We start from the raw sequence: 15,581 nt of genomic DNA on the forward strand, positions 1-15,581 counted from the left end.
CGCTCCCGTCACGTGGCCGTGGCCTGCCCGTTTGATCCAAGCAAAACACGGGTGACACTTGATGGGTCGGAAAGTGCACATACTGCCTTTTTCAAAAATAGAAACGGGGGCCAAGTGGCCCCCGCTCCTTTATCTTCACTCCGCCGGAACGGCTGCCAGGTCCTCCACATCCGCGATGGGATGCTTGAGATGCGGCAGCATCTCTTTCGGGCAGACCTGCAGGAAATTGGCCTTTTCCTCGGCCCAGTTCTGCAGGATCTCGCTCGCCCGGCGCGAGCCGGTTTCCTTGAAATGCCGCTCGATCAGGCCCTTCAACTCGCCTTCCCAATGGTCCTGGGTGACGGGGCAAAGGATCAGTGTCTCGGCGTTGATGTAGTCGCGCGCCAGACCCTCGCGGTCGTAAAGATAGGCCATGCCCCCGGTCATGCCTGCGCCGAAATTGGCGCCGATCCGGCCCAGGATCACGGCGACACCGCCGGTCATGTATTCGCAGCCGTTCGAGCCGCAGCCCTCGATCACCACCTTGGCGCCCGAGTTGCGCACCCCGAAACGCTCGCCCGCGCGGCCCGCCGCGAACAGGTGACCATCGGTCGCGCCGTAAAGCACGGTATTGCCGATGATGGTGTTGTCGGCGGCGGTCAGCGGGCTTGCCATCGGCGGGCGCACCACGATGGTCCCGCCCGACAGGCCCTTGCCGACATAGTCGTTGGCATCGCCCGAAACCTCGATCTTGAGGCCCGGAGCCGCGAAGGCCCCCAGCGACTGGCCGGCCGAACCGGTCAGGCGCACCGTCAGGTGGTCGGGCTGCAGGTTGTTCCGCATCCCGAAGGTCTGGACGATCATCGACGAGGTCCGGGTGCCGACCGTGCGCAGGGTGTTCCTGACCGCGTAGCTCAGCTGCATCTTTTCGCCATCCGAGAAGAAGCGGCTGGCGTCGCGGATGATCTCGGCATCCAGCGTGTCCGGCACCGCATTGCGCGGCTTCGAGCGGTCGTAGACGATCTTTTCCGAGCCATCGACGGTGATCAGAAGCGGGTTCAGGTCGAGGTCATCCAGCGACTTGTCGCCCCGGCTGACCTGGGTCAGCAGGTCGGCGCGGCCGATGATCTCGTCGAGCGAGCGCGCGCCGATGCTGGCAAGGATCTCGCGCACTTCGGTGGCGTAGAAGGTGATGAGGTTCACCACCTTGTCGGCCGAGCCGTTGAACATGGCGCGCAGCTTCTCGTCCTGGGTGCAGACGCCCACCGGACAGGTGTTCGACTGGCACTGGCGGACCATGATGCAGCCCATGGCGATCAGCGCGGCGGTGCCGATGCCGTATTCCTCGGCGCCCATCATCGCGGCCATGACGATGTCGCGGCCGGTGCGCAGACCACCATCGGTGCGCAAAGTGACGCGGTCGCGCAGGCGGTTCATGGCCAGGACCTGATGCGCCTCGGTCAGGCCCATCTCCCACGGAAGGCCGGCATATTTGATCGAGGTCGCGGGCGAGGCCCCGGTGCCGCCGTTATGGCCCGAGATCAGGATGATGTCGGCTTTCGCCTTCGCCACACCCGCCGCGATCGTGCCGACGCCGCTGGATGCCACCAGCTTCACGGTGATCTTGGCGCGCGGGTTGATCTGCTTCAGGTCATAGATCAGCTGCGCCAGATCCTCGATCGAATAGATGTCGTGATGCGGCGGCGGCGAGATCAGCGTGACGCCCTTGGTCGAATGGCGCAGCCGGGCGATCAGGTCGGTGACCTTCATGCCGGGAAGCTGGCCGCCCTCGCCGGGCTTCGCGCCCTGGGCCACCTTGATTTCCAGCTCTTCGCAGGCGTTCAGATATTCGGCGGTGACGCCGAAACGGCCCGAGGCGACCTGCTTGATCTTGGCGCAGGGGTTGTCGCCATTCGGCAGCGGGTGGCTATGCGCCGGGTCCTCGCCGCCTTCGCCGCTGTCCGACTTCGCGCCGATCCGGTTCATGGCGATGTTCAGGGTCATGTGCGCCTCGGGCGAAAGCGCCCCCAGCGACATGCCCGGCGTCACGAAACGCTTGCGGATCGAGGTGATCGATTCGACCTCCTCCAGCGGCACGGGTTTGCCCAGCGACTTGATGTCCAGAAGGTCGCGCAGGTGGATCGGCGGGTTCGCCCGCATGGTTGCGGTGAACTGTTTCCAGACGTCATAGGATGCCTTCTCGCAAGCAAGTTGCAGCAGGCGCATGGTATTGGCTTCCCATGCGTGCTTCTCGCCCGAGCGGCGCGCCTTGTAGAAGCCGCCGACCGGCAGCAGTTCGGTGGTCGCGCCCAAGAAGCCCTTGGCGTGGATTTCCTCGACCTTGTTCTGCAACCCGTGCAGGCCGATGCCCGAGATGCGCGACTGCATGCCGGGGAAATATTCCGCGACCATGGCACGGCTGAGGCCCACCGCCTCGAAGTTCAGACCGCCGCGATAGGAAGACAGGACCGAGATCCCCATCTTGGCCATGATCTTCAGAAGGCCCGCATCGATCGCGTCGCGATAGTTGCGCATGTTCTCGATCAGCGAACCACCCAGCAACCCGCGCTCGATCCGGTCGGCGATGGTGTCCTGCGCGAGATAGGGGTTCACCGTCGTCGCGCCGCAGCCGATCAGAACCGCGAAGTAATGCGGGTCGATGCATTCCGCCGAACGCACGTTCAGCGAACAGAAGGTCCTGAGCCCCTTGCGGGTCAGCCAGCTATGCACCGCGCTGGTCGCGAGGATCATCGGCAGGCCGACGCGATCGGGGCCAAGCCGCTCATCCGACAGGACAAGATGGCCAGCACCGGACCGCACGGCATCCTCGGCCTCGGCGCGGATGCGGGCCAGGGCCTCGCCCATCGCCTCGGGTCCGGCATCGACAATGAAGGTGCAGTCGATCTGCGTCACCGTGTCGCCGAACATCTTCGACATCTCGGCGAATTCGCCATTTGCGACGAAGGGGCTCTCCAGCACGAGAATCTCGGTCTGCGACGAGGATTCGTCGAGCACGTTCTTGAGGTTGCCGAAACGGGTCTTCAGCGACATCACGCGGGTCTCGCGCAGGCTGTCGATCGGCGGGTTGGTGACCTGGCTGAAGTTCTGGCGGAAGAAATGCGACATCGGGCGATATTGGCCCGACAGAACCGCGGGTGGCGTGTCGTCGCCCATCGAGGCCAGGGCTTCCTTGCCGTCCTCGGCCATGGGCGTCAGCATGGTCTCGATCTCTTCGACCGTGTAGCCGGCCGCGACCTGGCGGCGGCGCAGATCCTCGCCCGCATGGACGACCTGCTCGGGCAGGTCCTTCATCACTTCGGAAAGCTGCGTGACCTTTTCCAGCCATTCGCCGAAAGGCTGGCTGTTGGCCAGACGGTTCTTGATTTCGCGGTCGTGGTAGAGCCGGCCGTCCTTCATGTCGACGGCGATCATCTGCCCCGGACCCAACGCGCCCTTTTCGCGCACGGTGGTTTCATTGATCGGCACCATGCCCGCTTCCGAGCCTGCGATCAGCAGGTTGTCACCGGTCACCACATAACGCAGCGGACGCAGCCCGTTGCGGTCCAGACCGCCGCAGACCCAGCGGCCATCGGTCATCGCCAAGGCGGCGGGGCCGTCCCAGGGCTCCATCACGGCATTGCAATAGGCATACATGTCGGCCCAGGCCTTGGGCATGTCGGTCGTGGCCTTGGACCAGGCTTCCGGGACCAGCATGGTCTTGGTCATCGGGGCCGAGCGGCCCGAGCGCACCATCACCTCGAACACCGCGTCCAGCGCCGCCGAGTCAGACGAACCCGCGGGGATGATCGGCTTGATGTCCTCGGCCATCTCGCCAAAGGTGCGGCTGGCCATGCGGATCTCGTGGCTGCGCATCCAGTTCGAGTTGCCCTTCAGCGTGTTGATCTCGCCGTTATGGGCGAGCATGCGGAAGGGCTGGGCCAGCCACCATTGCGGGAAGGTATTGGTCGAATAGCGCTGGTGATAGATCGCGAAGGCGGATTCGAAGCGCTCGTCCTTGAGGTCGGGATAGAATTCCGCGACCTGCTCGGCCAGCATCATGCCCTTGTAGATGATCGACCGGCACGACAGCGAGGCGAAATACAGCCCCGCGATCTGCGCCGCGATCGCGGCCTTCTCGATCCGACGACGGATGATGTAAAGCTCGCGCTCGAAATCTTCCTGGTCGATATCCTTTTCGCAGCGGATCAGGATCTGTTCGATCTCGGGGCGGGTGGCATTGGCCTTTTCGCCCAGGACGCTCGTGTTCACCGGAACGTGGCGCCAGCCATAGATATAGTGGCCCATGCGCAGCACTTCGGATTCGACGATCGTCCGGCAGGCTTCCTGCTGGGCGAAGTTGGTGCGCGGCAGGAAGACCTGGCCGACCGCGATCAGCTTCGACTGATCCGGCTCGTGCCCGGTGCGGCGCACCTGGTCATAGAAGAAGGGAACCGGGATCTGGACATGGATGCCGGCGCCGTCGCCGGTCTTGCCATCGGCGTCGACCGCGCCGCGATGCCAGATCGCCTTCAGCGCGTTGATGCCGGCCTCGACGACATTGCGGCTCGACTTGCCGTCCAGGTTGACGACCAGACCGACGCCGCAGGACGAATGCTCGTCCTCGGCACGGTAAAGCGAATTCTCCGCCATCCAGTCGCGGCGGGCCTGTTCCTTCTGTTCCCAGTCCATCACGTCCGTGCCTCCTTCAAGATCCTAAGCTGCCGCATCAGGTCGGGCCTTTGCCCCCGGACCATCTGCAGGTCGCAATCATATTCCGGCTTGGTCGAGCCAAATCCGGGCTGTCCCGGAAAGGCGAAGCTTACCGGACTGTCATTCGTCTTCTCGCTGGCGCCGGTCCAGTCTTCCGACTGCTCGACCCCACCGTAGAAGCGCCCCTGCGCGCGGCTGACGAATTGCTGCCCCTCGCGGTGGATCAGCGCGTCGCCCGCCTCGCTATAGGTGGTCAGCTGGAAACGCGTGATCTCCAGCTCGACCCCGTTGATATCGACCTTCTCGCCGGTCAGCTCGTCGCGGCCGACATGGTGCAGCCGCTCGCCGGTATTCGAGCTCGTCCAGAAGTCGAAATCGTCCGATCCGGTTTTCAGCAGCGTCGAAAACGACGCGTGATCCTTGGCATCGGGTTCCAGCGTGTCGACCAGGCCGGTGGTCAGGTCGGTGCTTTCCATCCAGCGCGTCTCGCGGTCGATCCGCGACTGATAGGACGGCCCGTCGGGCGTGTAATAGGTCACCCATTGATCGCCGGGCGTGTCCGATCCGCAGCGATAATGCTGCGACACCGTGCAGCCACGGTTCTGGACCGTCACCTCCAGCTTGCAGCCCTGTGGCGGCGTGAAATTCGCGGCCGAAGCGGGCAGGGCGAAAATGGTCAGCATCGCTGCCATTCCCGCCGGAAGGGCCAGGCCGCGCGCAACATGCAACGCTCGCTGCCGGTGTACGCGCGGTGTACAGCCTGTGTACGGCTTGTGCACCATGGTCACTTCCCTATTCGGCGGCGACGCGGGCAGCGCCGGTCAGGTAACCGACGATGCTGTCCGCCGCTTCACGGCCGTCGCGGATGGCCCAGACCACAAGGCTGGCGCCGCGCACGATGTCGCCCACGGCATAGACGCCGGGCAGGCTGGTCTGGTGGGTCTGGAAATCGGCCTTGATGGTGCCCCAGCGGGTCACTTCCAGCCCGTCCACACCCCAAAGCTTCGGCAGCTCCTCGGGCTCGAAACCCAGCGCCTTGATGACCAGATCGGCGGGCTCGTCGTAATCGGCGCCCTCGATCAGCTCGGGCGACTGGCGGCCCGAAACATCGGGCTGGCCAAGGCGCATCTTCTGCACCCGGACGGCGCTGATGGTCGGGATGTCGCCCACCTCGTCCATGTCGCGCTCTTGCTGCTCCATGGCCTCGCCTGTGACATGGCCGCTGAACGCGCCGGGGGCCGAAAGCCAGACGAATTCGACGCCTTCTTCCTCGGCATTCTGCACCTCGCGCTGCGAGCCCGGCATGTTCGCGCGGTCGCGGCGGTAAAGGCATTTCACCGATTGTGCGCCCTGGCGGATCGCGGTGCGAACGCAATCCATCGCGGTGTCGCCGCCACCGATGACGACGACGCGCTTGCCCCTGGCATTCAGCTCGCCATCCTCGTAATCGGGGATCTCGTCGCCCAGATCGACCCGGTTCGAAGCGGTCAGGTAATCCAGCGCGCGCACCACGCCCTTGGCCGCGCCATTGTCGATATCCAGATCGCGGGTCTTGTAGACGCCGGTCGCGATGAGCACCGCGTCATGCTTGCCGCGGATCGCGTCGAAGCTGATATCCTCGCCGACATTGGCGTTCAGGACGAATTCGACCCCGCCATCGGCCAGCAGCTTGTTGCGGCGCTCGACGACATGCTTTTCCAGCTTGAAGCCCGGGATGCCATAGATCAGCAGCCCGCCGGCGCGGTCGTGGCGGTCATAGACGGTGACCTGGTAGCCCAGGCGACGCAGCCGGTCGGCGGCGGCAAGCCCGCCCGGTCCGGCGCCGATGATGCCGATGGATTCCGGGCGTTCGGCGGCGGGGGCGACGGGCTGGACCCAGCCTTCCTCCCATGCCGTGTCGGTGATGTATTTCTCGATCGCGCCGATGGTGACGGTGCCATGGCCCGATTGCTCGATGACGCAATTGCCTTCGCACAGCCGGTCCTGCGGGCAGATGCGGCCGCAGATTTCCGGGAAGGTATTGGTTTCCTGGCTGCGCAGATAGGCTTCCTGCGTGCGACCTTCTGCCGTCAGGCGCAACCAGTCGGGAATGTTGTTATGAAGGGGGCAATGCGACTGGCAATAGGGGACCCCGCATTGGCTGCAACGGCTGGCCTGCTCTTTCGCCTTGGCGTCCGCGAATTCGCGATAGATCTCGTGGAAATCCTCGGCACGGGATGCCGCGTCACGCTTCTCGGGCATCTCCCGACCGACCGTGACGAACTTGAGCATTTTTTGCGTGGCCATCGCTGCGCATCCCCCAAAACAAGCTGTTGTCAGCCTGATAGATCAGGGGCGAAATGATTAAAAGTCAGTAATGCTGACCTATTTAACGATTTTCCCGCCGAACAGGATAAAATCCGACGCGCTCGCGCAAAAAATAGGTCAGCAAAGCTTACCAACCTGCCGCAAGGGCCAACAAGACAACCCCGCCAAGCGCGATTCGCCACCAGGCAAAGATCGCGTAACCATGCGCCGAGACGTAGCTCAGCAACACCCGCACGACGACCAGCGCAGACAAAAAGGCGCAAATGAAGCCGATGACGATGTTTCCGGCCGAGGCAGCATCAAGGATCTCGCGATTCTTGTAGAGATCATAGACAAAAGCGCCCAGCATGGTCGGCATCGACAGGAAAAAGCTGAACTCGGCGGCAGATCGCTTGTCCGCGCCCAGAAGCAGGGCACCCGTGATCGTCGCGCCGGACCGCGAAACGCCCGGAATCATCGCCAGGCACTGGATAAAGCCGATGCCGAGCGCCCGGCTGATCGGGATCTCCTCGGCCGAATGATAGCGGGGCGCTTTCGCCATCCGGTCGACGAACAACAGCACGACACCGCCCAGGATCAGCATCGACGCGATCAGCATGGGCGTTTCGAACAGGACTTCCTTGATGATCCTGTGGGCCATCACCCCGATGACCGCTGCGGGCAGAAAGGCCACCAGAACTGCGGCGATGAAGCGCCGGGCGCGCGGATCATGCGGCGCACTGGTGACGATGTTCCACAACCGGCTGGCATATACGCCGAGAATGGCCAGGATCGCGCCGAACTGGATCAGCACCTCGAAGGCCCTGCCGGGGGAATCGAACCCCAGGAAATGTCCTGCAAGAAGCACATGGCCCGTGGAGGACACGGGGATGAACTCGGTCAGCCCTTCCAGCAGACCGAGAAAGGCGGCAACGATCGTGTTATGTTCCATCAGCTCCGGCGCAGGTTCTTCGCGGTGGCGGTCATCGACTCGTATTGTCCCGAAGGACGGAAGCGCCAAAGATATTCGCCGATCACGGCTTCAGGCGCGGTCGGGGTGATTCCCAAATCGGCGAATGTGCGTGCGCCATCTGCAACCTTGTTGGGGTGTTTCAGCGTGCGCAACTGGTCACGCGTCAGCACGCGGTTCGTCAGCAGGCCACCGGTGACGAACTGGACGCCATCCAGCACCGCCGCGCCGATCCCTGCGATCCAGGACGGCAGGCCGACGACCAGCTTGCGCCGGTCGATCGCGGTCAGGACCTGGCCGGCCAGCTCGCGCATGGTGATCACCTCCGGCCCGCCCAGTTCGTAGATGCCCGGAGCGGCCTCGCCGGTCACGCCTTTCGCGGCGGCGGCGGCCACGTCCATGACATAGACCGGCTGGATCTCGCAGCGCGCGCCGGGCAGCGCCAGGACCGGGCCAAGGCGCGACATCGAGGCGATGCGGTTGTAGAAATTGTCGTCCGAACCGAAGATGATCGAGGGGCGCAGGATCATCGCGTCGGGGCGATGCTGCAGGACTGCGGCTTCGCCTTTCCCCTTCGAGGCGGCATAGTGGCTGTCGGAATTTGCATCGGCGCCCAGTGCAGAAACATGGACGACATGCTGCACGCCCATTTCGGCCGAGATCCGGGCCACGCGGCCTGCGGCCTCTTCATGGACCGAAGCGAAGGTGTTCTTGCCCTCGTTCACCAGGATGCCCACGCAGTTCACAACGGCATCTGCATCGGCCATGCAGGCGGCAACGGAACGGTCGTCGCGCACATTGCACGGAACCGGTTCGATCTGACCCGGCGCGCCGTAAGTGCGCACGATTCCTGCCTCGTTCGGGCGGCGGACGGCGACACGGACGCGCCAACCCTGGGCGGCCATCAACCTGGCGATCTGCCGACCCAGGAATCCGGATCCACCATAGATCGTGACAAGCTTGGCTGCGGACATGGCTCTCGCTCCTTCTTGCGTGCCTTGGATGGCGTGCTAGCCTGCTCATTACCCAAGGCCGGTGCGGGCGGCAAGTCGTGGGCGCATTCCGGGGCACATCCGCTGGCGTATTGCAGACCGATCGCGCTTTGGCTGCCTCTATCCGGGTCAGCCGTTCAAACCCATGGGTCGACCCGCGCAAGCCAATGATTGCTGGCCCCGAGGGATCTCGTTTCAGAAAAAATGCGCGAGCTGAATTTTTCTTGTCGAATCCCATTGACGGCCTTCGCGACTGCCCTTAGAGACCCGCCCACACCACCTGCCCAGGTGGCGGAATTGGTAGACGCGCACGGTTCAGGTCCGTGTGCCGCAAGGCGTGGAGGTTCGAGTCCTCTCCTGGGCACCATGAAAAACCCTGCAACTTCATTTGAAGTTGCAGGGTTTTTTCATTTCGTCCTGATCGTTTCCTCACCCCTTCGCGATCCCTTCCCATCCTGCCGCGGCAGGTGATCAGATTCTGCGATTATTCGCTTGGCCCCCATTGAAACCCGCCGCGACTGGCTTTACTGAGCCTTCACACCACCTGCCCAGGTGGCGGAATTGGTAGACGCGCACGGTTCAGGTCCGTGTGCCGCAAGGCGTGGAGGTTCGAGTCCTCTCCTGGGCACCATAATAAAAACCCCCTTGAAACCTCGCGTTTCAAGGGGGTTTTTGCATGCCGCGCCGCATTCGGAAGGTCACGGATGTGGCAGAGCACGAAAACGTGCTGTGATCTCGCGCTCCATCGCAATGAAATTCTTGACATATCAGCGATCTGAGGCTTGGCATATCGTCGAGCGATAGGGCCATCTGGCCAAGTCCGGGCGGAGTTCTCATCATCGTGCTGCGTCGTTGGTTCGAGCGGTTTCTGAGGATTGAAGCGATTGAGAAGGGGCGGTTTGTCGGCCTCTGGCGACGGATCTGCAAACCCTCCGCCGCGGATTGGACAATCTGGCTGGCGAAATTCGGCGGGCTTTACAGTATCGGCGCGGATTGCTCGATCCTGCCCGAAACCATCTTCACCGACCCCGCCTATACGATGATCGGAAACAATGTCTCGATCGCCGGTGCCTGGATTTCGGGCCATGACGGCAGCGTCAACATGTTGAACCGGCTTCACGGCACCAAGCTTGATGCGGTAGGGCCGGTGATCATCAAGGACAATGTCTTCATCGGGCGAGGGGCGACGATCCTGCCGGGCGTGTCGATCGGCCCCTGCGCCATCGTCGGCGCGGGCGCGGTCGTCAGCCGCGATGTGCCGCCGAACTCCGTCGTTGCCGGAAACCCGGCCAGGTTCATACGAACCCTCGACGAACACCTGACCCTGGTGCGCGAGCGCTCCGAGAAATACCCTTGGAAAGGAATCATCGAAAGGCGCGAGGGGGGCTATGACCCAGCGCTTGAGCCCGATCTGATCCGAATGCGGACTGCCCATTTTTTCGGAGATCGCCGCTGGGAGGAGTGATCTTCGCGCCCAGATGGAACTTGCGCCGCGGTCGTCAGGGCCATCACCCGCTTCTGATCCCGTAATGCAGCGGCTAAGGCTGTCCCAGCCACAGGAAAGGTCCAGCCAGATGATTCCCAGATTCGGCACGCCGCCGGGTGCCCGCCGCTACCGCCTGCGCCCCGGAGCCTATGCCCTCTTGATCCGGGACGGAGCGGCGCTTGTCACCTTTCAGCATGCGCCAGAGCCAGAATGGCAACTTCCCGGCGGCGGCATCGATGCCGGCGAATCGCCCATCGCCGCCCTGCATCGCGAAGTCTATGAGGAAACGGGCTGGACCATCGGTTCACCCAGCCGGCTGGGGGTCTACCGGCGTTTCTGCTTCATGCCGGAATACGATTACTGGGCCGAAAAGCTGTGTTCCGTCTGGATTGCACGCCCGATCCGCCGTCTCGGGCCGCCGACCGAGCCGGGGCACGAGGCGCATTGGGTCCCGCTCGCCGAACTCAATGATCTTCTGGCCGATCCTGGTTCCCGGGCCTTTGCTGGACGAGTGCTGGGAAGGCAGTGACGTTGTCGGTCGGGTTTGCGCGGCATGGATGGCCCCGTTCGACAAGTACGGCCGAGATGTCGTCATTGCGCTTGCCCAGGGCGTAATTCGCTGCGGACCAGCAGATCGATTCCAGCAGCGCATTGCCGCGCAAGACGGCATTCGTGCGCAGGATGGCCTGCAAACCCTCGGTCCCCAGCGGTTCGCCGCGGGGGTTTTCGCTATCGGTCAACCCATCGGAAGAAATGAACATCCGGTCGCCTTCGGCAAGGCTCAGCGCGATTTCTTCGAAATGGGCCTCGGCAAAGACGCCGACCGGCATGCCGCCGTCGCCGATCAGCTCGATGCGCCCATCGGCCCGTTGAACGACCGGATGAGGATGGCCGGCCTGGACCAGACGGACCTCTCCGCTGGAGATGTCGAGATCGGCATAGATCATGGTGAAATAGGCATCCGTCCGAACCTCGTCGATCATCAGCCGGTTCAGATGGCGCATGATCTCGGCGGGCGAGCGCGCTTCGTGCCGGCCCCGTTTCGACACGCGAACGGCGATATTGTGTTCGGCCGTGCCCGAGAGCAGCGCGGCGAGCCGGGCGCTGAGAAGGGCCGCGGCCACGCCATGCCCAGAAACGTCCAGCGCGAAAAGCCCGACCCGCCGGGCGTTGATCGGAAAAAAGCCAACCAGGTCCCCCCCGATATGACCGGCCGGACGCATCAGCAGCGAAATGTCGAAATCCCCGAAACGGCCGTTCCTTTCGCTGACCAGGCTCTGCTGAAGCCGTTGTGCCTCGCGCAGGTCACGGTCGATCGCCGCTTCTCGTTCGCGCAGGCGGGACAGCGTTTCCTTGAGTTGCGCATTCGCTGACCGCAGGCTGTCCTCCATGCGCAGCACCCGTTCTCCTGCGGAAAGCCGGGCCAGCAATTCGGCCCCGGAGACGGGCTTTGTCAGGAAGTCGTCGGCACCAGCGCGCAGTCCCTCGGCCACATCGCGCTTGTCATCCCTTGAGGTCAGGAGAATGAAATAGCCGTAGCGATCCTGTCGCATGTTTCGAAAGTTCTGGCAGAATTCCAGCCCCGACCGGCCGGGTGCCATCCAGTCCGAGATGACGAAATCGGGACGTCGTTCCGAACAGATCCGCATCGCCTCTGCCGTGCTTGCGGCTTCCAGCACGTCATAGCCCGCGCGCCTTAGCTGGACCGCCAGCGCGCGGCGCTGCGCCCGGCTGTCATCCACCAGCAGGATAAGCCGCCAGAAAGGCTGATTGGAGAGAGATGAAGGGTTCGCGGGTTCTGTCATGAAAAGATCTCTATGACAGGGGCGCTGAAGGTTCTGTTAATAGGAAGAATTGTCGGCATCTGCGCGCCCCGACGCGTTCCTGTGCTACGAGAAGGCGATGATTCTTCCTGAGGTTGAAAAATGCTGGATTGGGGCCGCATCCACGAGTTGCGCGAGGAAGTGGGCGAGGATGAGTTTTCGCTGATCCTCGACCTCTTTCTGGACGAGGTCGAAGGCGTCGTGATGCGTCTTGCGGGCCGCGAACCTGCCCGTCTCGCCAGCGATCTGCATTTCCTGGTCGGCTGCGCCAGGAACCTGGGCTTCCGTAGCTTCGACAGGATCTGCGTCCGGTCAGAGCGGCTGGCCTGCAATGATCGGGCAGACGAAATCAGGCTTGATGAGCTGATCGCCTGCTATGCCTCTTCCAAGCGGGCATTGTTCCAAGGGCTTCAGGCCGATCAGCTCGGCGAAGGGCGGTGGCGGGCCTGAGCGGCCCGACCCTGTTTCTCAGATCAGGAATTCCGCCAGTACCGGATCGCGGGTGATGTCGCGATGCTTGATCCCGGCCTCGTCAAGTCGGTCGCGCAGCAGATCCAGATTTTCGGGGCGTGTCGTTTCGATCCCGATCAGGATCGAACCGAAGTTGCGGGCCGATTTCTTGAGATATTCGAACCGCGCGATGTCGTCTTCCGGCCCGAGAAGCTGCAGGAAGTCCCGCAGCGCACCGGGGCGTTGTGGCATCCGCAGGATGAAATAGCGCTTTAGCCCCGAAAACCTCTGGGCGCGCTCTTTCACTTCTGGCAGGCGCTCGAAGTCGAAATTGCCACCCGAGCAGACGCAGACGATGCGCTTCCCGGCAAGATCGGGAATGTCGCGCAGGACATCGACCGCAAGCGCGCCTGCGGGTTCCAGAACGATGCCTTCGATGTTCAGCATCTCGAGCATCGTGGCGCAGATCCTGTCTTCGGGGGCGGCATGGACCTGGCAAGCCGAAAAACGCCGAAGTGCGTCGAAGGGCAGGGCACCGATCCGGGCAACTGCCGCGCCGTCCACGAATGTGTCGACCGAGGGCAGGGTGACTGGTGCGCCCGCCACAAGTGCCTCTCGTAGGCTGGCGCCGCCTTCCGGCTCGGCGAATTCGATCTGCGTCGCAGGGGACAGTTCGCCAAGCAGGCGCGTCACCCCGGCCGACAACCCGCCGCCACCGACCGGCAGGACGACCAGGTCAGGTGCGACCCCCAACTGGGTCAGGATTTCCAGCCCGACGGTCGCCTGTCCTTCGATGATGTCCGGGTCATCGAAGGGCGAAAGAAAGGCCGCGCCCTCGGTCCGCGCGAATTCCTGCGCGGCGGCAAGCGTCTGGTCGAAATAGTCGCCGGTCAGAACGATCTCGACCGCGCCGCCACCAAATATGCGGGTCTTGTCGATCTTCTGTTTCGGGGTGGTGACCGGCATGAAGATCGTGCCCTTGGCCCCGAAATGGCGGCAGGCGAAGGCCATGCCCTGCGCGTGGTTTCCGGCGCTTGCGCAGACGAAATGGCCCTGCGCACCCGCGCCGATCTTGCGCATGGCGTTGAAGGCCCCGCGCAGCTTGTAGCTGCGCACCGGGGTCAGGTCTTCGCGTTTCAGCCAGATCTCGGCGCCGTATTTCGCCGAGAGATGGTCGTTCTTTTGCAGGGGCGTCGGCTCGAAGAGATCGCGCAGCGCGAGCTCTGCCTGGCGGACAGAGGCGGCAAAGTTTTCCATAGGCCGCCAATGGCCCGAAATGCACGATTTGGCAAGCGCCGTCGCGCCATGCGTCGTGATCAACCTGCCGCATGCGGATAAGCGGCGGCACCTCGATCCCGGACTGCGCCAGGAACCGAACTGGCGGCGGTCAAACGTGATGGGGTGCGAGGCCCGTGCAGCTTTGCTTGTCAGCGGGTGGCCCCGTCAGGATGGTTGGTATGACATATGGCGACACGGCTTGCCGAACATCAGATAGAATCTGCTAGGGGGGCTGGAAAACCATGGGTCCTGCCTGCTGGATTTCCCCATGTTTTTCGCAGCGCCTATTTTCCCCCTTCCCCTTGTGACACGCGGCGAATGGGCCTATTCCCTGCCGAAATTCCACAGAGGGATACCTGCATGTCCGACGCGCCGAAGAAAGTCGTCCTTGCCTATTCGGGCGGGCTCGACACCTCGATCATCCTGAAATGGCTGCAGACCGAATACGGCTGCGAGGTCATCACCTTCACCGCCGACCTGGGCCAGGGCGAAGAACTTGAGCCGGCGCGCGCCAAGGCCGAGCTTCTGGGCATCAAGCCCGAGAACATCCATATCGTCGACGTGCGCGAGGAATTCGTGCGCGACTTCGTCTTCCCGATGTTCCGCGCCAACGCGCTTTACGAAGGCCTGTATCTGCTCGGCACCTCGATCGCCCGTCCGCTGATCTCGAAGCATCTCGTCGAGATCGCGCACAAGCACGGCGCCGATGCCGTGGCGCATGGCGCGACCGGCAAGGGCAACGACCAGGTCCGTTTCGAGCTTTCGGCCTATGCGCTGGACCCCTCGATCAAGGTGATCGCACCCTGGCGCGAATGGGACCTGACCTCGCGCACCAAGCTGATCGAATTCGCCGAGCAGAACCAGATCCCGATCGCCAAGGACAAGCGCGGCGAGGCGCCGTTCTCGGTCGACGCGAACCTCCTGCACACCTCGTCCGAGGGCAAGGCGCTGGAAAACCCGGCCGAGGCCGCGCCGGAATATGTCTATCAGCGCACGGTTTCCCCCGAGGAAGCGCCGAACGAGCCGGAATTCGTCGAGATCACCTTCGAGAAGGGCGATGCCGTCGCGATCAATGGCGAGGCGATGTCGCCGGCGACCATCCTGACCAAGCTCAACGAACTGGGTGGCAAGCACGGCATCGGCCGCCTGGACTTCGTCGAGAACCGCTTCGTCGGCATGAAGTCGCGCGGCATCTACGAGACCCCCGGCGGCACGGTCCTCCTGGAGGCCCATCGCGGGATCGAGCAGATCACGCTGGATGCCGGCGCGGGTCACCTCAAGGACTCGATCATGCCGCGCTATGCCGAGCTGATCTATAACGGCTTCTGGTTCTCGCCCGAGCGCGAGATGCTGCAGGCCCTGATCGACAAGTCGCAGGAGCATGTCACCGGCACCGTCCGGCTGAAGCTCTACAAGGGTTCGGCGAATTGCGTCGGCCGCTGGTCGGACCATTCGCTTTACAGCGAGAAGCACGTCACCTTCGAGGAAGATGCCGGGGCCTATGACCAGAAGGACGCGGCGGGCTTCATCAAGCTGAACGCGTTGCGCCTGAAGCTGATCGCCACGCGGAATGCGCGGGTGAAATAAAGCGGCGGCGCAGCGGGAAC

11 protein-coding genes and 2 tRNA genes are annotated in these 15,581 nt (G+C 63.4%); 6 read left to right on the top strand and 7 right to left on the bottom strand.

Features of this window, described 5'->3' with window-relative positions:
- Window positions 1–135: 135 nt before the first annotated feature.
- From gltB to RGQ15_RS05985, 5 genes are all read right to left on the bottom strand, one after another.
- Window positions 136–4,668 carry a glutamate synthase large subunit gene (gltB, locus tag RGQ15_RS05965; RefSeq protein ID WP_311159304.1) on the bottom strand — a complete coding sequence of 1,511 codons (4,533 nt, stop codon included), beginning with the start codon at window positions 4,666–4,668 and terminating at the stop codon, window positions 136–138.
- Entirely contained in the window at window positions 4,668–5,372 is a 705-nt protein-coding gene (locus tag RGQ15_RS05970; RefSeq protein ID WP_311159305.1) for a hypothetical protein, read from the bottom strand. Before RGQ15_RS05970 ends, gltB begins: the two co-directional genes overlap by 1 nt.
- A gap of 109 nt (window positions 5,373–5,481) precedes the next feature.
- A complete protein-coding gene (locus RGQ15_RS05975) occupies window positions 5,482–6,975 on the bottom strand; it encodes an NAD(P)-dependent oxidoreductase (RefSeq protein WP_311159306.1) in 1,494 nt (497 codons plus the stop codon).
- Between the two features lie 148 nt (window positions 6,976–7,123).
- On the bottom strand, window positions 7,124–7,927 hold the full coding sequence (locus RGQ15_RS05980; RefSeq protein WP_409201302.1) for an undecaprenyl-diphosphate phosphatase: 804 nt from the start codon (window positions 7,925–7,927) through the stop codon (window positions 7,124–7,126).
- The gene (locus RGQ15_RS05985; RefSeq protein ID WP_311159307.1) at window positions 7,927–8,919 is read right to left on the bottom strand and encodes a complex I NDUFA9 subunit family protein; all 993 of its coding nucleotides are present in this window, start codon (window positions 8,917–8,919) and stop codon (window positions 7,927–7,929) included. Before RGQ15_RS05985 ends, RGQ15_RS05980 begins: the two co-directional genes overlap by 1 nt.
- A 300-nt stretch (window positions 8,920–9,219) precedes the next feature.
- On the opposite strand from RGQ15_RS05985, the gene RGQ15_RS05990 reads away from it, so the two are divergent.
- From RGQ15_RS05990 to RGQ15_RS06005, 4 genes are all read left to right on the top strand, one after another.
- Window positions 9,220–9,304: transfer RNA gene (locus tag RGQ15_RS05990), tRNA-Leu, on the top strand.
- 179 nt (window positions 9,305–9,483) lie between these two features.
- Window positions 9,484–9,568: transfer RNA gene (locus RGQ15_RS05995), tRNA-Leu, on the top strand.
- Between the two features lie 210 nt (window positions 9,569–9,778).
- Window positions 9,779–10,402 carry an acyltransferase gene (locus RGQ15_RS22370; RefSeq protein WP_409201303.1) on the top strand — a complete coding sequence of 208 codons (624 nt, stop codon included), beginning with the start codon at window positions 9,779–9,781 and terminating at the stop codon, window positions 10,400–10,402.
- Between the two features lie 109 nt (window positions 10,403–10,511).
- A complete protein-coding gene (locus RGQ15_RS06005; RefSeq protein ID WP_311159308.1) occupies window positions 10,512–10,952 on the top strand; it encodes an NUDIX hydrolase in 441 nt (146 codons plus the stop codon).
- On the opposite strand, the gene RGQ15_RS06010 is transcribed toward RGQ15_RS06005, so the two are convergent.
- Window positions 10,888–12,228, bottom strand: a complete 1,341-nt coding sequence (locus tag RGQ15_RS06010) for a PP2C family protein-serine/threonine phosphatase (protein WP_311159309.1) — start codon at window positions 12,226–12,228, stop codon at window positions 10,888–10,890. The two genes, RGQ15_RS06005 and RGQ15_RS06010, sit on opposite strands and share 65 nt — an antisense overlap.
- A gap of 120 nt (window positions 12,229–12,348) precedes the next feature.
- Here RGQ15_RS06010 and RGQ15_RS06015 point away from each other — a divergent pair, with 120 nt between their 5' ends.
- Window positions 12,349–12,696, top strand: a complete 348-nt coding sequence (locus RGQ15_RS06015) for an Hpt domain-containing protein (protein ID WP_311159310.1) — start codon at window positions 12,349–12,351, stop codon at window positions 12,694–12,696.
- 18 nt (window positions 12,697–12,714) lie between these two features.
- On the opposite strand, the gene ilvA is transcribed toward RGQ15_RS06015, so the two are convergent.
- Window positions 12,715–13,953: a threonine ammonia-lyase IlvA gene (gene ilvA, locus RGQ15_RS06020; protein WP_311161045.1), complete on the bottom strand. Its 1,239-nt coding sequence runs from the start codon at window positions 13,951–13,953 to the stop codon at window positions 12,715–12,717.
- 381 nt (window positions 13,954–14,334) lie between these two features.
- Here ilvA and RGQ15_RS06025 point away from each other — a divergent pair, with 381 nt between their 5' ends.
- Window positions 14,335–15,561 carry an argininosuccinate synthase gene (locus RGQ15_RS06025; RefSeq protein ID WP_311159311.1) on the top strand — a complete coding sequence of 409 codons (1,227 nt, stop codon included), beginning with the start codon at window positions 14,335–14,337 and terminating at the stop codon, window positions 15,559–15,561.
- Window positions 15,562–15,581 lie beyond the last annotated feature (20 nt).

Source organism: Paracoccus sp. MBLB3053, assembly GCF_031822435.1.
Lineage (GTDB): Bacteria > Pseudomonadota > Alphaproteobacteria > Rhodobacterales > Rhodobacteraceae > Paracoccus > Paracoccus aurantius.